A 23,058-nucleotide genomic window follows, 5' to 3' on the forward strand; every position below is an offset into this window, starting at 1 on the left:
GCTACCCGACCGCCGCGCCGAAGATCCAGCCCAGCACGTACGTGACCGCCGCCGCGCCGAAGCCGATGAGCAGCTGCCGGGTGGCCCGCCACAGCGGCGACGCCCCCGCGAGCAGGCCCACGATCGCGCCCGTCCCGAGGAGCACGAGCCCCACGAGCACCGCCGCGAGGACCAGCGCCGGGACCCCGACCATCCCGAAGATGAACGGCAGGATCGGCACGATCGCGCCGGACGCGAAGAAGCAGAAGCTGCTCACCGACGCCTGCCATGCGGAGCCGATCGCCTCGTGCTCGTCCGCGTTGTTCGCCTTCTCGGGCTGGAGCGAGAGGCTTGGGTCGCAGTCGCACGTGAAGTAGCCGAGGCGCTCCGCGGCGCGGTGCTCCGCGGCCGCCTGGCTCATGCCGCGCGCCTTGTACACGAGCACGAGCTCGTTCTGATTGAGGTCGAGCGCGGGCGCGGCCGTGAGCGTGATCTGCGTGGGCAGCGAGGCCGAGAGCAGTTCCCGCTGCGACCGCACCGAGATGTACTCGCCCGCGCCCATGGACAGCGCGCCGGCGAGGAGCCCCGCGACGCCTGAGAGCAGCACGACGTGGCTCGAGACCCCGGACGCGGCCATGCCCGTGACGAGCGAGAGGTTGCTCACGAGCCCGTCGTTCGCGCCGAACACCGCCGCCCGGAACGATCCCGAAAGCCGGGTGCGGCCGCGGACCGCGAGCCCGCGCACCACTTCCTCGTGGATGCGCTCGTCGGCAGCCATCGCGGGCGTCGCGAACGGATCGGCCGAGTACGGCGAGCGGCTCTCGGCGCGCTGCGCCATCGCGAGCACGAACACCGAACCGAAGTGCCGGGCCAGGAATCCGAGCAGCTGGCTGCGCAGGGACGCCGGCCGCGGCCTGCCGAGCTGCTCGCCGAGCAGCCCCTTCCAGTGCGCCTCGTGGCGGCCCTCGGCCTCGGCGAGGCCAAGCAGGATCTCCCGCTCCTCGCCCTCACGCCGTTCGGCCAAAGCACGGTAGATCCCCGCCTCCGCCTTCTCGTCGGCGAGGTACTGACGCCACCGCCGGTAGTCGGCGTGCGTGGGCTGGGGGCGCTGTTCTGGTGCCGGGGTGGGGGTCGGCATGATGCTCCTGGGCTGGCGTGGATCGTCGTCGGGCGCCTTTGCCCACAGCACTCTAGCCCGGATTTCCGCGGGTTTTCGGCCGGTCCACCCCAGCATCGGAGTTCGGCTCACCTGAATCTGGCGGGCGGGCCACGGCGGCTGCGCGCTGGCCGCGGGGGCCGGTCGCCGCCGTCGTCCGCGGCCCTGGTGGGCGCTCGGCGAGGAGGGGGATTCCTCACGGGCATCGGCTGTTTCCACTAGACTGTTGTGATCCGGCCGACGCTCGTCGGGCCGCGCGAGTCCCAGAGAGGCGGCCCATGAAAGCCCTGCCGGTCGAGCCCAGCAACGTGTCCGTGGCGATCGGTTCGAGGATTCGGGCGGCGCGCGAATCGCAGCGCATGACCATCGAGCAGGTGGCCGAGGCCGCCGGCCTCTCCAAGGGTTTCCTGAGCCGCGTCGAGCGGGACGAATCATCGCCGAGCGTGGCCTCGCTCGTGACCCTGTGCCAGGTGCTCTCCCTTCCGATCGGCGACCTCTTCGCGACGCCGGAGACCCACCTCACGCGCGCCGGCGAGGCACCGAAGATCTCGCTCGGGGGCGAGGGGATCGTCGAGCGGCTGCTGACCGCGCGCTCAGAGCGCCGGCTGCAGGTCATCCAGGCCGAGATCGCGCCGCGCGGTACGGGGGAGTCGGAGCTGTACGCCGTGGACTGCGACGTGGACGTGCTGCACGTGGTCCGCGGGCGGATCCACCTCGTCATGACCAACGATCGCTACGAGCTCGAGGAAGGCGACACCCTCACGTTCCCCGGGCGCGAGCCGCACACGTGGGTCAATCCCGCGGATGAGCCCGCGACCGTCCTCTGGGTTCTGGTCCCGGCCGCGAGCCGCTGACCCCGCGCGGGAGCGCCGGACGCGGGGAGCTATGGCTGGTCCAGCCCGTTTCTCGGGCCCGTGAGTGCGAGCCTCGCCCGACGCGCCGCACTTCCGACCGGTTGGGAAGAATCAATCGGGCCGGAGCACGGGTAGGCCTGCGATCACCCACGAATCCGCCCCGTGAGAGCCGCGGTGACCTCGGAGACGAACCGCTCGGGCGCATTCCAGATGACATCAGGCAGATAGCGGAGCTTCACGTAGCCGCTGAGCGTGGCCGAGTTGTCGCGCTCGCGGTCCCGCAGCATCGAGGTCCGGTCGGAGTGAAACGCGACACCGTCGATCTCGATGATGAGAAAGCCCGCGATCAGGAAGTCGACGCGGCCAATGCCCGGAATGAAGGCCTGGGGCTCAACATCGACTCCAAGCGCCTCGGCTAGCGGCAACAGCAACAGCAGGGCCTCGGCCTCCGGGAGCGACTCGACCCGGAGGTCGACCTTCCGGAGCGTTTGCAGAACACGTCCTGACTTGCGGGCCGTGAGATCCTCCTCGAGGAATTCGAAGCGCAGGCCGTGGAGCTTGATCGCCGACGCCGCGAGTGGCACGGCAGCTTGCTCGGGAAGGCAGCGAAGCGCATGCAGTACGACGTCTTCGACCGCGGCCAAGGGCAACGTGTGGTGTGGCTGGTACCTGAGCCCCCGGTGGATCGTCGCGTCGAGGCGCGATGCCAGCGCGAGCGAGCCATTCGCGTGGCCGTGCCCGCACCCGAGATGATGCCTCGCCGGTTGGACCCGGATCCAGAGCCCGTGGTCGCGGGCCGCCGAGGCGCACGTGAGGACTGAGTTGCGCATGATTGCCGCGAGGAAGTCGCGACGGCAGTCAGCCGTGGCGTAGACGCCGCGCTTGGGCCGCCGGACCCGCCGCGCCAACGAAGCGAGGTCATTGCTGCTGAGCCCAGCCTCGAGAAGCGTCGACGCGCGGGCCACGCCCCCGAGCGAATCAAGTAACTGAAGAGGGTCCATCTCCCCAGCTAGCCACGGGTCACCCGGCGTGAACGCCCGCGAGGCGGCTATGTGGATGGCGGGCCGTTGCCGGTTCTGGGGAGGAGATTTGGGCGCTCCGGGTCTCCGCGATCCAGCCCGCTTCTCCGGTCCCGTGACCGCGCGCCCCGCCGACGCGCCGCGCTTCGGACCGGTTGGGATCAATCAACCGGGCCAGAGGGCGGCGCGGGGTGGCGAAGGCACCGGTGCGGGGAGATGCGGCCCGGAGAGGCCGGCGTCAGCCCACGTGCACCCAGGGCCGCTCGGTCACGCGGGGCTCGGCCTCGCGCAGCACCTCGCGCGTCACGGGAGCGATCTCGCCCTCGCCGAAGAACAGGAACTTCGTGAGGTTCGTGACCGGATTGCCCTCGGTCCAGCGGAAGTAGATGTGCGGCATGAGGCCGGTCACGTTGCGCAGGTGCAGGAGGATCGCGGCGAGCGTGTTGGGCACGTTGTTCGAATGGACCTCGAGCACCTTGAAGCCGTGCCGCTTGACCCCGTGCACGTCGAGCTCCTGCTCGAACTCGGAGCTGTCGTCCACCACGACCTCGATGAACAGGATGTCCGCATCCTCGGGCAGGTGGTTCGCGGCGCGCGCGTGCTCGAGCTTCGTGCGGTACCGCTCGGAGTCGAGGCGCTGGGGTTCGTGCGCGATGAGGCGGATGGGCCCCTGGTCCACCTCGGCGAGGAACTCGAGCGCCTGCTCGTCGAGCCGGACGAGCGTGGCGCGGAGCTCGAACGAGCGCCGCACGCGGGATGCGAAGCTCACCACGACGATGCCCAGGATGAAGAGGGCCGCGATCCGGATTCCGTCGGGCCGCTCGAGGGAGTTGGCCACGGTCGTGTAGAGGAAGACGGCGCTGATGATGCCGAACGCCCACGTGAGCCCGCGCTGCCGCTTGCGCCATGCGGAGAGCGTCACGGCGATGGCCGCCGAGGTCATGAGCACGAGGACACCGGTCGCGTACGCGCCGCCCTGGGCGTCCACGTTCGCTTCGAAGATCCATGTGATGAGGAAGCCGATGGCCGTGAACACGAGCGTGAGCGGGCGGACGGCCCGGGCCCAGCCTGGCGCCATGCCGTACCGCGGCAGGTAGCGCGGCACGAGGTTGAGCAGGCCGGCCATCGCGGACGCGCCCGCGAACCACAGGATGGCGATGGTCGAGACGTCGTAGACCGTTCCGAAGCCGTCGCCCAGGAACTGGTGCGCGAGGAATGCGAGGGCGCGGCCGTCGGCCTTCCCGCCGGTCTGGAACTCGGCCTGCGGGATGAGCACGACCGTCATGAAGCTCGTCGTGATGAGGAACCCGGACATGATCGTCGCGGCCGTGGTGAGGAGGCGGTGGGTTCCGCGGATGCGTCCGGCCGGGTATTCCTCGGTGTCGCTCGGATCGCCCTTGATCTGCGGCATGACCGCGACGCCCGTCTCGAAGCCCGAAAGGCCGAGGGCCAGCTTCGGGAACACGAGGAGCGAGATGCCGATCATCATCCAGGGGTCGCTGTGCTCGGTGGTGAGGGCCTTCCACCAGTCGACCACCGCGACGCCCTCGCCGAACAGGTGTCCGAAGCCGACCACCACGACCACGGCGTTGAGCACGAGGTACACGCCCACGAGCACCACGGCCACGTTGATGGCCTCGCGGAATCCGCGCAGGAACACGAGGCCGAGCGCGGCGAGCAGTGCGAGCGTGATCGCGACCTGCTGGCCGTGCAGCGCCTGCGGCACGAACGGGTTCTCGATGAGGTGGGCGCTGGCGTCCGCGGCGGAGAGGGTCATGGTGATCATGAAGTCGGTCGCGGCGAAGCCCAGTAGCGCGAGGACGAACAGCTTGCCCGTCCAGCGCGGCATGAGCCGCTCGAGCATCGCGATCGAGCCCTCGCCCTTGTGGCTCTCCTTCGCGACGCGGCGGTACACCGGGAGCGCGCCGGCGAGGGTCACGGCCACGAGGATGACGGTCGCCATGGGGGAGAGCAGGCCGGCTGCGACGGCGGCGATGGCGGGCTGGTAGCCGAGGGTCGAGAAGTAGTCGACGCCCGTGAGGCACATGACCTTCCACCACGATTGGGCCTTGTGGTGCTCCTTCGGGACGCCGTGCGGCCCCTGGTGCTGCCCCGAGACCTCGGGGATTCCCTCGAGGAGCCAGCGGCGGAAGCCGTGGCCGGTGCGCTTCTTCCGGTCCGAAGGTTCGGCCGGCGGTCGAGTAAGAGTTGTCATGATTCCCTGATCTTCCGGTGTCCTGCAGGGAGAGTAGTCGCGCAGACTCGGAGGGACCTGATTCTTGATGCGTTCTTAACAGCCGGTGTTGGCGGCCTCACAAAGATCACATCACACGTGGCGCGCTCAGGCGAGCGCCGCCGTCGTCGTTCGCGGGAGGGTGGGTGGAAACAATAGGTGCATAGAAGGAAACATTGCTGTAGCCTGAATCACAACAGAACAAGCTATGGAGGGCACCCCTTTGAAAGAGCTCCGGATCGAGGACAACGGCCGGCTCGGCCCCATCGATTCCTCCCGCGTCCCGCGCTTCGCCGGCCCCGCGACGTTCGCGCGGCTCCCGCGCCTCGATCAGGTCGCGCACGCTGACGTCGCGATCGTGGGCGTCCCGTTCGACTCGGGCGTGTCGTACCGCCCGGGCGCGCGCTTCGGCGCGAACCACGTCCGCGAGGCGAGCCGCCTCCTCCGCCCGTACAACCCGGCGCTCGACCTCTCCCCGTTCGCGGAAGCCCAGGTCGCCGACGCGGGGGACATGGCCGTCAACCCGTTCAACATCCATGAGGCGATCGAGACGATCCAGCAGGACGCGCTCGACCTCACGGCCGGCGGCACGCGCCTCGTGACCCTCGGCGGCGACCACACGATCGCCCTCCCGCTGCTCCGCGCCGCCGCGGAGCGCGCTGGCGGGCCGGTCGCGCTGCTCCACTTCGACGCACACCTCGACACGTGGGACACGTACTTCGGCGCCGAATACACGCACGGCACACCCTTCCGCCGGGCCGTCGAGGAGGGCATCCTCGACACCGACGCGCTGAGCCACGTGGGCACGCGCGGCCCGCTCTACGGCAAGAAGGACCTCGAGGACGACCGCCGCTTCGGCTTCGGCATCGTCACCTCCTCCGACGTCTATTACGAGGGCGTGCGCGACGTCGTCGCGAAGCTGCGCGACCGCATCGGCGAGCGTCCCCTCTATGTCTCTGTGGATATCGACGTCCTCGACCCCGCCCACGCACCCGGCACCGGCACGCCCGAGGCCGGTGGCATCACGAGCCGCGAGCTCCTCGAGATCATCCGCGGCCTCCGCGGGCTCAATCTCGTGGGCGCCGACGTCGTCGAGGTCTCCCCGGCCTACGACCACGCCGAGCTCACCGGCATCGCAGCGAGCCACGTCGCCTACGATCTCGTCTCCCTCCTGAGCGAGCAGCCCACGGTATCCTCCGCGAGCGCCGCGGCAGGCGAGCGGACGACGGCGGGTGCCCAGTGAGCGCCACGGCGGCGGCTAGCGCCGCGGGTCACCAGCGCAACGGCGGCGACCTCGTCGTCGAGACGCTTGAGGCGCTCGGCGCGAAAACGGTGTTCGGCATCCCCGGCCAGCACGCCCTTGGCCTGTTCGACGCGATGGGGCGCGGCAACCTCAAGTTCGTCTCGAGCCGCGTCGAGAACAACTCGGCGTTCGAGGCGGACGGCTACTCGCGCGCGACCGGCGAGGTCGGGGTTCTCTTCCTCTCCACCGGTCCCGGCGCCCTGACCTCGCTCGCCGGGCTCCAGGAGGCGTACGCGACGGGCGTCCCGATGGTCGTCATCGCGAGCCAGATCCCGCTCGAGGGGCTCGGCGCACGGCGCAAGGGGATGCTGCACCAGCTCGACGACCAGAAGGCCTCGGCGGCCAACGTCACGAAGAGCCAGCGGCTCATCCAGCACGCGTCGGGCATCCCGTCGGCGATCCAGGATGCGTGGACGGACGCGATCTCGTCCCCGCAGGGGCCGGTCTGGGTCGAGATCCCACAGAACGTGCTCCTGGACCCGATCATGGTCCCGCCCGTCGAAGACGCGCTCGCGGTCGCCGCGGACAACCCGCCGCGCGTCGAACTCGTGCGGGAGGCGGTCGCGTGGCTGGCCGCCGCGGAACGCCCCGCAATCATCGCGGGCGGCGGGACGCGCCGCGGCCATGCCGAGAAGCCGCTCCTCGCGATCGCCGAACTGCTCCGAGCGCCGGTGATCTGCACGCCCGGGGGCAACGGCGCGTTCCCGTGGACGCATCCGCTCTCCCTCCAGTCGTGGGTCGAGGACCGGCACATGACCGACGTGCTCGAGGACGCGGACGTGCTCGTGGTCATCGGCTCCTCGCTCGGCGAGGTGACCTCGAACTACTTCACGTTCGAGCCGCGGGGCCGCATCATCCAGATCGACGCGGAGCCGCGCGTCCTCGAGTCGAACCGGCCAGGCCTCGGCATTCGCGCCGACGCGGGCCAGGCGCTCGCGGCGATCCAGGGCGCGCTCGAGGCCGCGATGGCCGGGATGCCGCTAGTGCCCGACTGGCATGGCCGGACCCCCGAGGCCCTCGTTGCTGATTCGCTGGACGCCGTCCGCGCGCGGCTCGAGGCGCAGGATCTCGGCAAGGAGCTCCGCTTCATGGCGGACATCCGGGCCGCCGTGCCGGACGAGATGCAGACGTTCTGGGACATGACGATCGCCGCGTATTGGGGCTGGAGCTGCTGGGATTCGCGCGCGGGCCAGTTCCACTCGGCGCAGGGCGCGGGCGGGCTCGGCTTCGGCTTCCCGTCCGCGATCGGCGGAGCGGTGGGGCTCGAGACGATCGGGAAGCCCTCTCGCGTGCTCGCCGTCTCGGGCGACGGCTCCGCAATGTACTCGATCAGCGAGCTCGCGACCGCGAGACAGCACAACGTTCCCGTCACATGGCTCATCGTCGACGACGGCGGCTATGGGATCCTCCGCGAGTACATGGTCGGCGCGTTCGGGCAGGCGACCGCGACCGAGCTCGCCCGGCCCGACTTCGTGAAGCTCGCCGAATCGTTCGGGGTTCCCGCGCGCAGGGTCGCGCCCGAGGACGTGCGGGAGGCGCTCGAGGCAGGCTTCGCGGCGGACGGGCCGAACGTCGTCGTCGTCGAGACGCTCCTGCGGATGTTCGCCCCGACGCATCTGGGCGTCTAGACCCACCCGCCCTTCCCAGCCCGCCGCGCGCGCAGTCCAACCCGCCCGCCTCTCCCTCTCTCACGTTGAGCCGTCACCTCCGCACAGTGCGGAAGTGACGGCTCAACTCGTTGCCGGGCCCGATTGCCCCTCTTCCCCATTGCGCCGTCACCTCCGCAGGGTGCACACCCTGCGGACGTGACGGCGCAACTGGATGACGTCCCTCACATTAGTTTGCCTAGGCAACCGTTTCGGATATATAGTTGCGGTAAGCAATCAAACAAGGGAAGTGACCATGGCCGTCGAACCGCAATCAGTCCGAGCGCTGATCCACGGTGTCTTTGACCTCCAGCGCGTTCTTCGATGCCTCGCCCACGAGCACAAATCGACCGAGGTCGGCTCCGCGGAAGCGGGGGTGCTGCGCATGATCAGCGAATTCGGCGGCCGCGCCGTGGACATCGCGGAGAAGCTCAGCGTGAGCGCTCCGGTGCTGAGCCGGCACATCGCCGAGCTCCACGATCGCGGACTCGTGACGCGACGCGCCGATCCCGAGGACCGCCGCGCCCAGCTGCTCGAACTCACGGACACGGGGAAGGCCCGGCTCGCTGAGATCGAAGAGGCGCGCATCGCGCTCATCCTCGAGCTCCTCGAGGGCTGGGACGAGTCGGAAGTCGAGGCCTGCGCGGCATCGATCTGCCGCCTGACCGAAACCATGCGGGCTCGGAGCCACACGCTCAAGTCCGGGGCCTCCCTTGACCAGACCAAATCCCAGAAGGGGGAAGAGCTTGCTGCCCGCTGATGCACCGGCTCCCGAAATGAGCCACCGCCAGATCCTGGAGGCCCTCTCGGGCCTCCTCGCTGCGTTCTTCACGGCGATCCTTTCGAGCACGATCGTCTCGAACGCACTCCCCACGATCATGGCGGACCTCAAGGGCAACCAGACCGACTTCGCCTGGGTCATCACAGCCTCGCTGCTCGCGAGCGCCGTGACGGTACCCCTGTGGGGCAAGCTCGCTGACCTCTTCGACAAGAAGCTCCTCACGCAGCTCAACATCATCGTGTTCGTGATCGGCTCGGTCGGCGCCGGCCTCTCGCAGAGCATTCCCGAGATGATCGGGGCCCGCGTGATCCAGGGCATCGGCATGGGTGGCCTCATGGCCCTCGCGCAGGCGATCCTGGGGACGCTCATCCCGCCGCGCAATCGCGGCCGCTACTCGGGCTACATGGGCGCGGTCATGGCCGTCGGCACCGCAGGCGGGCCGCTCCTGGGCGGCTTCATCGTGGACTCGCCGCTCGGCTGGCGGTGGACGTTCTTCGTGTGCGTGCCGCTCGCGATCATCTCGCTCATCGTCATTCAGGCCACGCTCAAGCTCAAGCACGTGCGCCGCCCCGCGAAGATCGACTGGCTCGGCACGATCCTCCTCACGGCCTCGGTGAGCACGCTTCTCATCTGGGTCTCGTTCGCGGGCCAGCCCGACTACTACGACTGGTGGTCGTGGCAGAGTGCCGCGATGGTGGGCGGCTCGCTCGTCGGCATCATCCTGCTCATCGTCGTCGAGTCGCTCGTCTCGCAGCCGATCATTCCGCTCAAGATCATCGCGAACCGCACTACCGCCCTCAGCATCATCGCGTCCTCCGCGGTCGGCGTCTCGATGTACGCGTCGACGTCGTTCATCGGCCAGTACTTCCAGGTGGCCCGCGGCGCGACGCCCACCGAGGCCGGCCTGCTCACGCTCCCGATGATCGCGGGCAACTTCCTCGGCTCGGTCGTGACGGGCCAGCTCATCACGCGCTTCGGCCGGTGGAAGGCCTATCTCGTCACGGGCACCGTGTTCATCGTCGGGGGCATGGGCCTCCTCGGGACGATTGACCACTCGACCGATCTCACCGTGACCGGCGTCTACTCCTTCATGCTCGGCCTCGGCCTCGGCATGACCATGCAGAACCTCGTCCTCGCCGTCCAGAACACTGTCTCCGTCTCGGTCATCGGGGCGGCGAGCTCCACGGTCGCGTTCTTCCGCTCCGTCTTCGGCGCGATCGGCGTCTCGGTGCTCGGCGCCGTGCTCAACAACCGCTCGGGCGACCTCATCACGCAGGGCCTCGCGGCGAAGGGGATCCACGCGCCGGCAGGCAGCGGGGGTGCGAGCCTCGACCTCAAGGACATGCCGGCACCCATCGCGAACGTCGTGCGCGCAGCGTTCGGCGACGCGTCCGCGCAGGCCTTCCTGATCTCGGGCATCGTGGGTATCGTCGCGTTCCTCGCGGTCCTCTTCATCAAGGAGGTTCCGCTGCGCCGCACCGTGCACATGGCGAAGCCGGCCGACGGCGTCGCCACGCCTGAGGGGGTCGCGGCCCCTGTCGCGAAGCTCGCCTTGGTTCCCGCGCACGACGGCGGCCCCTCGCCCGAGGCGCCCAGCGCGCCGTCGTCCGTGGACGGCGAGGCGGGGGAGCGCGAGCTGAGCCAGACGCGCCGTGCCGCCGCCCGGGCAGCGCTCGCCGCGCGGTCGGCGGACGGCTCGGAGCTCGACACGGAGCTGCAGCTCCTCCTCGCGGAGATGGGTGAGCGCTCGCTTGACGTCGTCCAACCGAGCACGGCCCAGGCCATCGAGGCGCTGCAGGAGACCCAGCGGCTCCTCGCGACGCAGCAGTCGCAGCTCACAGGACTCATGTCCCGCCTGGCCGATCAGCTCTCGGAGCAGCAGCAGCTCGCCGCGAAGCAGCAGGCGCTCGCCGAGCGGCAGGAGGCGACGGCGGCGGAGCTCGCCCAGATCCAGCGCGAACTCGACGCTGAGCGGGAGCTGCAGAAGGAGGCCGCGCTGTACCTCGCGACCCGGGGGCGGCACAGCGCCAACTGACGACGGGGGACTGGGAGCCTGCGGACAGGGGCTGTCCGCAGGCCTGCCGGATTACTCCCTAGGGAGGATCCCTCGGGGCGGCTCCGGGTCTAGTCTGGATCGTGCTCTACGGAGTCCGCTCCACCGAGCCGACTTTGGTGAGCGCTGCCCGAAAATCGGGCCCGACCGAAGGACACCGATGCTCGTCACACTGCTCAGGCGCTACGGCGCCCGCTATTGGCCATGGATCCTGGCCGTAGCGGTCTTCCAGCTCGCGACAACTATCGCGACACTCTACCTCCCGAGCCTGAACGCCCAAATCATCGACCAGGGCGTCGCGAAGGGCGATACGGACTACATCTGGCGCGTCGGCGGCATCATGCTCGGCGTGGCCCTGGCCCAGGTCGCCACCGCGATCCTCGCGGTGTACTTCGGCTCGAAGACGTCCATGGCGTTCGGTCGCGATCTGCGCCGCGGGGTGTTCCGCAAGGTCTCCTCGTTCTCCGCCCAGGACGTTCAGCGCTTTGGCGCCCCGACCCTGATCACCCGGGGGACGAACGACGTTCAGCAGGTGCAGATGGTCCTCCTCATGGGCCTCAACTTCATGGTCTCGACGCCGATCATGTGCGTGGGCGGCATCATCATGGCGCTGCGCGAGGACGCGGGGCTCTCGTGGCTCGTGTGGGTCTCGGTCCCGCTGCTGTTCGCCGTCGTCGGCTACCTCGTGTACCTGCTCATGCCGCTCTTCCGCGGGATGCAGACCAAGATCGACGGGATCAACGGCGTGCTGCGCGAGCAGATCGTCGGCATCCGCGTGGTCCGTGCCTTCGTGCGCGAGCCCTACGAGGAGGAGCGCTTCGGGGAGGCCAACAAGGCCCTCACCGACATTTCGGTCAAGGTCGGTCAGATCTTCGTCCTCATGTTCCCCGTGATCATGATGCTGCTCCACCTCGCGACGGCCGCGGTGCTCTACTTCGGCGGGCAGCGCGTGGATGCGGGAGAGATGCAGGTCGGCTCCCTCACCGCATTCATGCAGTACCTTCTGCAGATCCTCATGGCCGTCATGATGGGCACGTTCATGGCCATGATGATCCCGCGCGCGACCGTCTGCGCCGACCGCATCGGCGAGGTGCTCGACGTCGAGCCGTCCATGGCGGAGCCCGCGAACCCAGTCACGCCGGCCCACAGGCAAGGCGTCGTCGAGTTCCGCGACGTCTCCTTCTGCTACCCGGGCGCCGAGAAGGCCGTGCTGAGCGGCGTCTCCTTCACAGCCCGGCCGGGGGAGACGCTCGCGATCATCGGCTCGACGGGTTCGGGCAAGACGACGCTTCTCAACCTCGTGCCGCGCCTGTTCGACACCGCCGGTGGCGAGGTCCGCATTGACGGCGTGCCGGTTCAGCAGATGGATCGGCATGAGATCACCTCCCGCGTCGCCATGGTCCCGCAGCGGCCGTATCTGTTCTCCGGGACGGTCGAGCACAACCTGCGCTTCGGCCGGCAGAACGCGTCCGACGCCGAGCTCTGGGACGCACTCGAGGTGGCCCAGGCCGCCGACTTCGTCCGCGAGAAGCCCCACGCTCTGGGCTCCCGGATCGCGCAGGGCGGCACGAATGTGTCCGGCGGCCAGCGCCAGCGGCTCTGCATCGCGCGGGCCCTCGTGGCCCAGCCCAAGGTGTACCTGTTCGACGACTCGTTCTCGGCGCTCGACGTCACCACGGACGCGAAGCTCCGCCGTGCGCTGCGCGAGCGCACCCACGACGCAACGGTCATCATCGTGGCCCAGCGCGTTTCGACGATCATCGACGCAGACCAGATCCTGGTGCTCGACAACGGGCGGATCGTGGATCGCGGTACGCACGACGAACTGCTTGAGACGTCGCCGACGTATCAGGAGATCGTCCAGTCTCAGATCACGGCCGAGGAAGCCGAGAAGGCGGGGGAGGTCGCATGAGCGCCGAGAAGCCAAGCGCTGCGCCCGAGGGCGTCCCGCACGAAGACCTCGAGGAGGAGTACCGTCCCACCGAGGCCGACGGCGGGGCCTGGGGCTCGATGCCGGCGAAGAAGGCCAAGAACTTCGGCCCGAGCGCCAAGCGCCTCATGGGGCTGCTCAAGCCCGAGGCCGGGCTCATGGCTGTGGTCGTCGCGTTCATCATCGCCTCGGTGGTCCTCACCGTGATTGCGCCGAAGATCCTCGGCAAGGCCATGGACGTGATCTTCGCGGGCGTCATCGGGAAGCAGATGCCGTCCGGAGTCACGAAGGATCAGGTGGTCCAGGGCCTCCGGGCGCAAGGCCAGAACAACTTCGCGGACATGCTCTCGGGCATGAACCTGGTTCCCGGCAAGGGGATCGACTTCAACGAGCTCACGTTCCTCATCGCCGTGATCCTGCTCATGTACTTCGTGGCCGGGATCTTCATGTGGGCCCAGGGCTTCCTCCTGAACCGGCTCGTGATGCGCGTGGTCTCGGGGCTGCGGCGCGACGTCGAGGCGAAGCTCAACCGGCTCCCGCTCGGCTACTTCGACACGCGGCAGCGCGGCGACATCCTTTCGAGGGTGACGAACGACGTCGACAACATCCAGCAAGCGCTTCAGCAGGCCTTCTCGCAGCTGCTCTCGTCGTTGCTTCAGGTGGCCGGCATCGTCGTCATGATGTTCATCGTGTCGTGGCAGCTCGCGCTCATCGCCCTCATCGCGCTCCCGCTATCGGGCGTCGTCGCGGGTGTGATCGGCTCGCGGAGCCAGAAGCTGTTCCAGGCGCAGTGGAAGAACACGGGCGCGCTCAACGGCCAGATCGAGGAATCCTTCTCGGGCCACGAGCTCGCGACCGTTTTCGGCCGCCAGGAGGACATGGTCGAGCGCTTCGACGAGAAGAACGAGGAGCTCTACCAGGCCTCGTTCGGTGCGCAGTTCGTGTCCGGCATGATCTTCCCGATCATGAACTGGGTGAGCTACCTCGCGTACGTCGGCATCGCCGTCATCGGTGGCCTCCGGGTCGCCGCGGGCCAGATGAGCCTCGGCGACGCGACGGCGTTCATCCAGTACTCGCGCGAGTTCACGCAGCCGCTCGGCCAGATTGCGGGCATGGCGAACATGCTCCAGTCCGGCGTCGCCTCCGCCGAGCGGACGTTCGAGCTGCTCGACGCGGAGGAGCAGGAGCCGGAGACGGCCACGGAGCACCTCCCGGCGGTCACGGACGGGCACGTCACGTTCGAGCACGTCAACTTCTCCTACACGGAGGACAAGCCGCTCATCGAGGACCTCTCGCTCACGGCAGAACCCGGGAACACCGTGGCGATCGTCGGCCCGACGGGCGCCGGCAAGACGACCCTCGTGAACCTCGTCATGCGGTTCTACGAGATCCAGTCGGGCCGGATCACGCTCGACGGCGTCGACATCCGCGACCTCTCGCGCGCCGAACTGCGGTCCAAGGTCGGCATGGTCCTCCAGGACGCGTGGCTGTTCGGCGGGACGATCTACGACAACATCCGCTATGGGAACCTCGACGCGACCGACGAGCAGATCATGGCCGCCGCGAAGGCGACATATGTGGACCGCTTCGTCCGCGCGCTGCCGGACGGCTACGAGACGGTCATCGACGAGGAGGGCACGAACGTGTCCGCCGGCGAGAAGCAGCTCATCACGATCGCCCGCGCGTTCGTCTCGAACCCGTCGCTGCTCATCCTCGACGAGGCAACCTCATCCGTGGACACCCGCACCGAGCTGCTCGTGCAGAAGGCGATGCGGGCCCTCCGGACGGATCGCACGTCGTTCGTCATCGCGCATCGTCTCTCGACGATTCGCGACGCCGACACGATCCTCGTCATGGAGCGCGGCCGGATCGTCGAGCAGGGCAACCACGAGGAACTGCTCGATCGGCGCGGCGCGTACCACGCCCTGTACATGAGCCAATTCGCGGGCGGCCAAGATCTCGACGCCGAGGCCGCTGCGGCCACGGCGGGCGGGGCAGCGGGCGTGGGGACGCCCGCAACGTAGCACCACTCGCATCACATCACAGCACCGATAGCGTCGGCCCGTCCAGGCACAGCCTGGGCGGGCCGCCGTGTTTGTTCGGCGCGAAGTTCAGAGTGCCCCGTTGTCGATTTCGAGGGGTCCTGCGCGACGTAAAGGGTGCAGGCAGGGTAACCACCCGGCCCCACCCGAAAGGAGCATCACCATGAGCAAGTACGTCGTTGCCTTCCGCGGCCAACCAGGTCGAGCCACGTCCGTCGAGGAGGAGCAGGCGTGGGGCGCCTGGTTCGGCCAGCTCGGCCCCGCAATCAGCGACCGGGGCAACCGGGTCGGGGTCACACGCACCCTGACGGCCGCGCACCGCGGCGAGCCGGGCACAGCCGTGCTGACCGGCTACGTCGTCATCGAGGCCGACAGCCTCGACGCCGCTGCCGGTCTCGCGGGCGGCTGCCCCGGCTTGGCCGGTGCAGTGGACGTCGAGGTCGCCGAGGTCGTTCCCAGCTGACCGGGGCCATGCCATCATGACATCGAATACCCCAGAGGAGGTCGCGGCGATGGCTGAGTACATGGTGTTCATCTGGGGCGATGAGCAGGCTCTGGAACGGGCCGACCCGCACATCGTGGAACAGACCATGGCCGCGCACCGCGAGTTTGCGAGGCGGCACGCGGCCGCGCTGCGCGGCGGAAGTCGGCTGCACCCCAGCAGCGTGTCCACGTCGATCAGGCACCACGCCCCGGACGGAGGCGTCGCCATCAGCGACGGCGCCTTCTCCGAGACGAAGGAAGTGATCGGCGGGTACTACCTGATCGAGGCCGCCGACCTGGACGAGGCGCTGCGGATCGCGGCAGACGTGCCTGCCCCGTTCGGAGGCGTCGAGCTACGCCCGGTGCTGCCGACGAGCTGAACCGGAGGCTCCAGACGATGGATCCGGTGGTCGCGGCAGCGGTGGCCGACGCCCACCGCACTGAGTGGGGGCGGGTGCTCGCCGCCGCTGCCCGGCCCTCGCACCCGACGCGCGAGTCGCGCTCACTCTTCGCCTGCTGTGCGGGCTCACCACCCCCGAGGTCGCCAGCGCGTTCCTGACCAGCGAGCCAACGATGGCCGCGCGCATCACGCGAGCCAAGAAGAAGATCGCGGCCGCCCGGATCCCCTATCGGGTGCCCCGGCCCGACGAGCTGCCAGAACGGCTCGCGGCCGTCCTCGACGTCGTGCACCTCGTCTTCACCACTGGACACACGGCCCCCTCGGGGGACGCCCTGCAGCGCCGCGACCTCGCGGAACGCGCCCTGGACCTCGCCCGCATGCTTCGCCTCCTGCTGCCGGATGAGCCTTCCGTGGCGGGGCTGCTCGCGCTCATCTTGCTCACCGACGCCCGTCGCCATGCCCGCATCGACGCGAGCGGGCGGCTGCTGCGGCTCGGCGAACAGGACCGGTCGCTGTGGGAGCGGAACGAGATCAGCGAAGGTCTTGCGCTGGCCCACGAGTCTCTTCGCCGCCGTCCCTACACTCGGTACCCGCTCATGGCCGGGATAGCGGCCACCCACGCGACGGCCCCAGCGCGCGGGGCCACGGACTGGGCGCAGATCCTCGCCCTGTACAGCGAGCTGATCGCGATCTGGCCGTCCCCCATTGTGGCGCTCAACCGCGCGATCGCCGTCGGGGAGGCCCAGGGTCCCGCCGCGGGGCTGGCCGCGCTGAACGCCCTCGCGGCCGAGCCGCAGTTGGCTGGCTACCACTATCTGCCGGCCGCGAGGGCCGAATACCTTCGCCGCCTCGACCGCCACGAGGAGGCCCGCCTCGCCTACGACGAAGCCCTGCTCCTGGCCGGCAACAACACAGAACGCGAGTTCCTCGCAGCCCGCCGCGACGAGCTCCCGCCGCATTGACGCGCCAGCCACGGCACGGGGCGCGGCTCGACCGGCGCAAACCCGCTTAACCGGTGCTGGCCAGCGCCGGTTGTGCGGTTTGGCGCGGGTCATTTCCGTGAGCGGTCTCCCTCGCTCAGGCGATCGCGCCGAGCACCTCATTGAGCGCCTCGCTCGACGACGGGTGCGTGTACATGCGGTCGCGCAGCGCGGGATACGGGATTCCGTGGTCCATCGCGAGGGCCACGAGATTGATGATCTCCTGCGAGTCGACGCAGAACAGCGTCGCCCCGAGGATGCTCCCCGAGGCGCGGTCCACGACGACCTTGATGAGCCCCCGCTGGTCCCTCACGATCTTGGGCCGCGGCATCGCCGCGATCTTGGCGACCTCCTTCGAGGCCACGCCAATGTCCCACCCGCGCTCCGCAGCCTGCGCCCGGGCCTCGGTCTCGGTGAGCCCCACGCGGGAGAGCGGCGGGGTCGTGAAGACTGTGGTCGGAATCGTGGTCCGGTCGCTCGCGCTGCGCGCCGGGCCCCCGTTGAGTTGCGCGAGCACGATCCGGTAGTCGTCGAGCGAGACGTACGTGTGCTGGGGGCCGCCGTTGACGTCGCCGAGCGCCCACACGTCCGGCGCCGACGTCCGCAGGAGCGAATCGACTGCGACGGCGCCGCGCGAGTCCGTCTCGACCCCCGCCGCGTCGAGGCCGAGGCCGTGCGTCGCCGGGGCGCGGCCGACGGCGATCAGCACCGCATCGACGTCGATCACCTGGGTGCCGCCCGCCTGGGCGACGGTGAGGCGCGCGTGGCCGGCGCCGTCGTCGTTCGCCGCTTCCTCGACGCGCTCGAGCCGCGCGCCCTGGAGGAGGCGCACGCCGTCGCCCGCGAGGACGCCCGCCACGGCGGGGGCGACGTCGCGGTCCTCGTGCTTGAGCGGGATCTCGCTCCGGTCCAGGAGCGTGACGGTGGAGCCGAACGCGGCGTAGAGGGACGCGAACTCGTACGCGATGTATCCGCCGCCCACGATCGCGAGCCGGGCGGGCAGGAGGTCGCCGGAGATGAGCTCCGTGGACGTGTGCACGCGCGGGCTCACGAGCCGGCCGCCCTCGGCCGCGCCGGGGATGTCGGGGACCACCGGCAGCGAGCCGGTGTTGAGGAAGAATCGCTCGCCCGTGAGCTCGCGGACGTCGGAACCCACTGTGAGCCGTACGCGCCGCGGGCCCACGAACTCGGCGTGGGCCGTGATGACGGTGACGGTGTCGATGGTGTCGAGCATCGCGAAGTTCGCGGCGCGCAGGGTCGCCGTGAGGCCGTCCTTGGCGCGGATCGAGGCCGCATAGTGCGGACCGTCCCCGCCGTCGTGGGCGAGGTGCGCCGCGTGGACGAGCGCCTTCGTGGGCACGCAGCCGATGTTGATGCACGTCCCGCCATACATCGCGTCCGACTGCTCGACCACGGCGACTCGCCGCCCCGCACGACCGAGCGCACCGGCCAGCGTTTTACCGCCCTTGCCGAAACCAATCACAACGTCGTCGAACTCGAGCAGCTGGGCATCGGTCACGTGTGTCATCCTAGCCACGGGTGCCCCGCCGAGGTGAGGAGACAGCATGAGGCTCAGCCCGCGTGAACAGGACAAGCTCATGATCGTCGTGGCCGCGGATCTCGCGCGGCGGCGGCAGGCCCGCGGGCTCAAGCTCAACTACCCCGAGGCCGTGGCGATCATCAGCTACGAGCTCATCGAGGGCGCGCGCGACGGCAGGACGGTCGCGGACCTCATGAGCTGGGGCACCACGATCCTCGCGCGCGAGGACGTCATGGAGGGCGTGCCGGAGATGATCCACGACGTCCAGATCGAGGCCACGTTCCCGGACGGCACGAAGCTCGTGACCGTCCACGAGCCGATCCGCTAGGAGCCAGCGATGGAAGCACAGAATCCGGCGGAGGGCCTCGTCCCGGGCCAGACCGTCACGGCGCCGGGCGAGATCGTCCTCAACGCGGGCCGGCCCGTCACCGAGCTGAGCGTCACCAACACGGGCGACCGCCCCGTCCAGGTGGGCTCCCACTTCCACTTCGCCGAGACGAACCGCGCCCTCGACTTCGACCGCGTGGCGGCGCGCGGGCGCCGCCTCGACATCCCGGCAGGGACCGCGGTGCGCTTCGAGCCCGGCGACCGCAAGACCGTCCGCCTCGTTCCGCTCGGCGGGGCGCGCGAGGTCTACGGGCTGCGGAACCTCACGAACGGCCCCCTCGACGAGCGGACGACGGCGGAGGGTACCTCGGGCGGGCAGGCTTCGGGCGGGCAGGCCGCGGAAGGCGAGCACGCGCCGTCGTCCGCCGGCCCCGAACCGCACAGCCTGCTCCTCAACCGCGAGATTCCGCGCTCGCAGTACGCGCAGCTCTACGGCCCCACGACCGGCGACCGCGTGCGCCTCGGCGACACCGGCCTGTTCGCCGAGGTCGAGCGCGACCTCACGACGTACGGCGAGGAGGTCGTGTTCGGCGGCGGCAAGGTGCTCCGCGACGGGATGGGACAGAACGGCCAGGTGACGCGCGCGGGCGATTCGGGCTCGGGCGGCGGTCCAGAAGTCCCCGACACCGTCATCACGAACGCGCTGGTCATCGACTACACGGGCATCTACAAGGCGGACGTCGCCCTCCGCGACGGCCACATCCAGGCCATCGGCAAGGCCGGCAACCCGCTCGTGCAGGACGGCGTGGACATCGTGGTCGGCGCGTCGACGGAGATCATCGCGGGGGAGCGGAAGATCCTCACGGCGGGCGGCATCGACACCCACATCCACTTCATCTCGCCCGAGCAGGTCCCGACGGCGCTCGCGTCCGGCGTCACGACGATGATCGGAGGCGGCACCGGGCCGGCCGAGGGCACGAAGGCCACGACGGTCACGCCGGGCGCGTGGCACATCGCGCGCATGCTCGAGGCGGCGGAGGGGCTGCCCATGAACTTCGGCTTCCTCGGCAAGGGCCACGCGAGCCGCACGGAGCCGCTCGCGGAGCAGATTGAGGCCGGCGCGATCGGCCTCAAGATCCACGAGGACTGGGGCGCGACGCACGCGGCGATCGACGCCTCCCTGCGGGTCGCGGACGAGTACGACGTGCAGATCGCGATCCACACCGACACGCTCAACGAGTGCGGCTTCGTCGAGGACACCATCGCCGCGATCGGCGACCGCGTGATCCACACGTTCCACACAGAGGGCGCCGGCGGCGGCCACGCGCCGGACATCATCGCGATCGCGGGCCAGCCGAACGTCCTTCCGGCCTCGACGAATCCCACGATCCCGTTCACGCGCAACACCGCCGAGGAGCACCTCGACATGCTCATGGTGTGCCACCACCTGAGCCCGCAGATCCCCGAGGACGTCGCGTTCGCCGATTCGCGCATCCGGCCCGAGACCATCGCGGCGGAGGACGTGCTCCACGACCTCGGCGTCTTCTCGATCATGTCGAGCGACTCGCAGGCCATGGGCCGCGTGGGCGAGGTCATCACGCGCACGTGGCAGCTCGCGGACAAGATGAAGGCGCAGCGGGGGGCGCTCGCCCCGGCGCGCGGCGGCGACCCGGGCCCCGCGGACAACTTCCGGATCAAGCGCTACATCGCGAAGTACACGATCAACCCCGCGATCGCGCAGGGCATCGCGGATTCTGTGGGGTCCGTCGAGGTCGGCAAATTCGCGGACCTTGTCCTGTGGGACCCGGCGTTCTTCGGGGTCAAGCCGGACCTCGTTGTCAAGGGCGGGACCATCGCGAATTCGGTCATGGGCGATCCGAACGCGTCCATCCCCACGCCGCAGCCCCAGACCCTCCGCATGGCGTGGGCCGCGTACGGGCGCAGCGTCGAAAGCTCCTCGATCACGTTCCTCTCCAAGGCCGCGATTGCGGCCGGCGTGCCCGAACGGCTCGGCCTCCGCAAGCAGATCCGGGCCGTCGGCGGAATCCGATCGCTCCGCAAGGCGGACCTCCCGTTCAACGGAGAGACCCCGCACCTCGAGGTCGATCCGCAGACGTACGAGGTGAGGGTCGACGGCGAGCTCGCGACGTGCGATCCTGCAGACACCCTGCCGCTCGCTCAACGCTATTTCCTGTTCTGACCTTGCTCGGGGGGAGCACATGATCGTCACCGAAATCCTCGGCAACGTGCACGACGGCGGCGCCTCCGCCGCGTACGAGGGTCACCACCGCGAGCGGGTCGTCCTGCCGAGCGCCGACCTCGCGAGGCGCATCCTGCGCGTGCGCTCCGATCACGGCACGGAGCTCGGGATCCGGCTCCCGGCCGGCGCTCCGGACCTGCGCGACGGCGACATCCTCGCTGCCCAGCCGCCTGAGGGCGACTCGCGCGGGAACGTCATCGTCGTCTCGGTCGAAGCAACGGACGTGCTTGTCATCGCGCCCCGCACCATCGGGGAGGCGCTCTTCGCGGCGCACTCGCTCGGGAACCGGCACCTCCAGGCCCAGTTCTTCGACGCCACGAGCGAGTACGGGGCCGAGGTCATGGTGTGCCAGTATGACCACACCGTGCAGGATTTCCTGGACAGGCACGGAATTCCGTTCTCGCGCGAGGAGCGGGTCATGGCCGTCCCGTTCCGCCACGCCGAGCACACGCACTGAGCAGCCATGTCCCGTCCACCCGCGCTGCCCGTGTCCCCGACCGCGCTCACTGTGCTTTCCCCGCCCGCCCTCACCACACTTCTGCAGCTCGCCGACTCGGCCCTGCCCACGGGTGCCTTCGCCCATTCTTTCGGGCTCGAGGCGTACCTCGCGTCCGGGGAGGTCCACGATGAGCCGACGCTTCTCGCGTGGCTCGAGGGCTTCCTCGCGACGCAGCTCACGCACACGGACGCGGTCGCGGTCCGCCGCGCGGTCCGCGCGTCGGGCAGCGGGCCGGGCGCCGGGCCGGGCGGCCCGCCGGGCGGCGCCCGGGTCCCGCGGATCTCGCGGCCATCGCCGCGCTCGACGACGAACTCACCGCGCTGCTTGTCCCGGCGCAGATCCGCGCGGCGAGCCTCAAGATGGGCCGTCGAGTGCTCGAGATCGCGGCTCAGGCCTTCCCGTCCGAGGGCGTCGTCGCGTATGCGGAGGCCGTGGCGAGCGGCCGCTGCCTGGGCCATTACTCGATCGCCTTCGCGCTCGCGGGTGCTGGCCAGGGCCTCGACGAGGAGACCCTCGCGGAGGCGTACCTGTACTCGACGCTCACGTCCTTGGCCTACAACGCCGTCCGGGCTATCCCGCTCGGGCAGCTCGCGGGCCAGCGCGTCTTGGCGACGCTGCGCGCGCGGGTGCCCGCCGCCGTCGTCCGTTCACGCACCGCGGACCCGCGGCACTTCGGTGCCGCGGCGCCCGCCCTCGAAATCCACCAGATGCGGCACGAGCACCAGCGTGCCCGCATGTTCATGAGCTAAGGAGCCTCGATGACTGCAGGACATCTTACGGGCGCAGCGAGCAAGAGGGCGGCCGACCCCATCATCGTCGGCATCGGCGGCCCCGTCGGCGCGGGCAAGACGCAGCTCGTGGAGCGCGTGACGCGCGCGCTCATCGGCGAGCTGTCGATGGCGGCCATCACGAACGATATCTACACGATCGAAGACGCCAAGATCCTGGCCCGCAATGGCGTGCTGCCCGAGGATCGCATCATCGGCGTGGAAACGGGCGGCTGCCCGCACACGGCCATCCGCGAAGACACGTCGATGAATCTTGCCGCGATCGAGGAGCTCAAAGAACGGCACGACGACCTCGAGCTCATCTTCGTCGAGTCGGGCGGCGACAACCTCTCCGCGACGTTCAGCCCCGAGCTCGTGGACTTCTCGATCTACATCATCGACGTCGCGCAGGGGGAGAAGATTCCGCGCAAGGCCGGGCAGGGGATGATCAAGTCGGATCTGCTCGTGATCAACAAGACCGACCTCGCGCCGTACGTCGGCGCCGATCTCGGGGTCATGGAGCGCGATTCGAGGTCGTTCCGTGGCGACAAGCCGTTCTGCTTCACGAACCTCAAGACGGACGAGGGGCTCGAGTACGTCCTCGATTGGATCCGCCGCGACGTGCTCATGACGGACCTCGCGTGACGGCGTACGTCGCGCCTTCCGCCGAGCCTTCCCACGGTTGCGCCGTCACCTCCGCAGGGTCGCACCCCGCCGACGTGACGGCGCAACAGGAAGAGCGGACGACGGCGGGTGCCCGCCCCAGTCCTCGCCCCACCGGCGAGCTGCGGCTGAGTGTCGCTCGC

The 23,058-nt window shown here is 69.6% G+C and carries 19 protein-coding genes and 1 pseudogene; 16 read left to right on the forward strand and 4 right to left on the reverse strand.

The window, feature by feature from the left end:
- Position 1 precedes the first annotated feature (1 nt).
- A complete protein-coding gene (locus tag ACOKR1_RS05685) occupies positions 2-1,117 on the reverse strand; it encodes a VIT1/CCC1 transporter family protein (RefSeq protein ID WP_422935746.1) in 1,116 nt (371 codons plus the stop codon).
- A gap of 296 nt (positions 1,118-1,413) precedes the next feature.
- Between ACOKR1_RS05685 and ACOKR1_RS05690 the strand changes: the two genes are divergently transcribed.
- On the forward strand, positions 1,414-1,989 hold the full coding sequence (locus tag ACOKR1_RS05690; RefSeq protein WP_422935747.1) for a helix-turn-helix domain-containing protein: 576 nt from the start codon (positions 1,414-1,416) through the stop codon (positions 1,987-1,989).
- 143 nt (positions 1,990-2,132) lie between these two features.
- Here the strand turns inward: ACOKR1_RS05690 and ACOKR1_RS05695 are convergent, their stop codons facing one another.
- A complete protein-coding gene (locus tag ACOKR1_RS05695; protein ID WP_422935748.1) occupies positions 2,133-2,990 on the reverse strand; it encodes a hypothetical protein in 858 nt (285 codons plus the stop codon).
- Between the two features lie 256 nt (positions 2,991-3,246).
- Positions 3,247-5,223 (reverse strand): amino acid transporter, encoded by a 1,977-nt coding sequence (locus ACOKR1_RS05700; RefSeq protein ID WP_422935749.1) that lies wholly within the window; start codon positions 5,221-5,223, stop codon positions 3,247-3,249.
- A gap of 241 nt (positions 5,224-5,464) precedes the next feature.
- Here ACOKR1_RS05700 and speB point away from each other — a divergent pair, with 241 nt between their 5' ends.
- The 9 genes from speB (at position 5,465) to ACOKR1_RS05745 (ending at position 16,841) form a co-directional block, all read left to right on the forward strand.
- Entirely contained in the window at positions 5,465-6,484 is a 1,020-nt protein-coding gene (gene speB, locus ACOKR1_RS05705; protein WP_422936563.1) for an agmatinase, read from the forward strand.
- On the forward strand, positions 6,481-8,172 hold the full coding sequence (locus ACOKR1_RS05710) for a thiamine pyrophosphate-binding protein (RefSeq protein WP_422935750.1): 1,692 nt from the start codon (positions 6,481-6,483) through the stop codon (positions 8,170-8,172). The genes speB and ACOKR1_RS05710 overlap by 4 nt, the downstream gene beginning before the upstream one ends.
- Before the next feature lie 274 nt (positions 8,173-8,446).
- A complete protein-coding gene (locus ACOKR1_RS05715) occupies positions 8,447-8,950 on the forward strand; it encodes a MarR family winged helix-turn-helix transcriptional regulator (RefSeq protein ID WP_422935751.1) in 504 nt (167 codons plus the stop codon).
- 16 nt (positions 8,951-8,966) lie between these two features.
- Entirely contained in the window at positions 8,967-11,006 is a 2,040-nt protein-coding gene (locus ACOKR1_RS05720; protein WP_422935752.1) for an MDR family MFS transporter, read from the forward strand.
- Positions 11,007-11,184: 178 nt separating this feature from the next.
- Positions 11,185-12,936 (forward strand): ABC transporter ATP-binding protein, encoded by a 1,752-nt coding sequence (locus ACOKR1_RS05725; protein WP_422935753.1) that lies wholly within the window; start codon positions 11,185-11,187, stop codon positions 12,934-12,936.
- Positions 12,933-14,978: an ABC transporter ATP-binding protein gene (locus ACOKR1_RS05730; protein ID WP_422935754.1), complete on the forward strand. Its 2,046-nt coding sequence runs from the start codon at positions 12,933-12,935 to the stop codon at positions 14,976-14,978. Before ACOKR1_RS05725 ends, ACOKR1_RS05730 begins: the two co-directional genes overlap by 4 nt.
- Before the next feature lie 181 nt (positions 14,979-15,159).
- The gene (locus tag ACOKR1_RS05735) at positions 15,160-15,459 is read left to right on the forward strand and encodes a hypothetical protein (protein WP_422935755.1); all 300 of its coding nucleotides are present in this window, start codon (positions 15,160-15,162) and stop codon (positions 15,457-15,459) included.
- Positions 15,460-15,508: 49 nt separating this feature from the next.
- Positions 15,509-15,859, forward strand: coding sequence for a YciI family protein (locus tag ACOKR1_RS05740; RefSeq protein ID WP_422935756.1), 351 nt, complete (start codon positions 15,509-15,511; stop codon positions 15,857-15,859).
- Between the two features lie 64 nt (positions 15,860-15,923).
- Positions 15,924-16,841 (forward strand): RNA polymerase sigma factor, encoded by a 918-nt coding sequence (locus ACOKR1_RS05745; protein ID WP_422935757.1) that lies wholly within the window; start codon positions 15,924-15,926, stop codon positions 16,839-16,841.
- 115 nt (positions 16,842-16,956) lie between these two features.
- Here ACOKR1_RS05745 and ACOKR1_RS05750 read toward each other — a convergent pair whose 3' ends face one another.
- Positions 16,957-18,387 carry an FAD-dependent oxidoreductase gene (locus tag ACOKR1_RS05750; protein WP_422935758.1) on the reverse strand — a complete coding sequence of 477 codons (1,431 nt, stop codon included), beginning with the start codon at positions 18,385-18,387 and terminating at the stop codon, positions 16,957-16,959.
- A gap of 37 nt (positions 18,388-18,424) precedes the next feature.
- Between ACOKR1_RS05750 and ACOKR1_RS05755 the strand changes: the two genes are divergently transcribed.
- The 6 genes and pseudogenes from ACOKR1_RS05755 (at position 18,425) to ureG (ending at position 22,897) form a co-directional block, all read left to right on the forward strand.
- Positions 18,425-18,727 carry an urease subunit gamma gene (locus ACOKR1_RS05755; RefSeq protein ID WP_422935759.1) on the forward strand — a complete coding sequence of 101 codons (303 nt, stop codon included), beginning with the start codon at positions 18,425-18,427 and terminating at the stop codon, positions 18,725-18,727.
- Between the two features lie 9 nt (positions 18,728-18,736).
- Entirely contained in the window at positions 18,737-20,926 is a 2,190-nt protein-coding gene (ureC, locus tag ACOKR1_RS05760; RefSeq protein ID WP_422935760.1) for an urease subunit alpha, read from the forward strand.
- Positions 20,927-20,945: 19 nt separating this feature from the next.
- Entirely contained in the window at positions 20,946-21,443 is a 498-nt protein-coding gene (gene ureE, locus ACOKR1_RS05765) for an urease accessory protein UreE (RefSeq protein WP_422935761.1), read from the forward strand.
- 6 nt (positions 21,444-21,449) lie between these two features.
- Positions 21,450-21,656, forward strand: a pseudogene (locus ACOKR1_RS05770) (hypothetical protein); the annotation flags it as partial.
- Complete coding sequence (locus tag ACOKR1_RS05775; RefSeq protein ID WP_422935762.1) at positions 21,632-22,234, forward strand: urease accessory protein UreF; 603 nt, start codon at positions 21,632-21,634, stop codon at positions 22,232-22,234. The pseudogene ACOKR1_RS05770 and the gene ACOKR1_RS05775, both read left to right, overlap by 25 nt.
- A gap of 9 nt (positions 22,235-22,243) precedes the next feature.
- Entirely contained in the window at positions 22,244-22,897 is a 654-nt protein-coding gene (ureG, locus tag ACOKR1_RS05780; RefSeq protein ID WP_415855203.1) for an urease accessory protein UreG, read from the forward strand.
- The last annotated feature ends 161 nt before the right edge of the window (positions 22,898-23,058 follow it).

Origin of the sequence: Sinomonas sp. P47F7 (genome assembly GCF_049332655.1) — a bacterium.
Lineage (GTDB): Bacteria > Actinomycetota > Actinomycetes > Actinomycetales > Micrococcaceae > Sinomonas.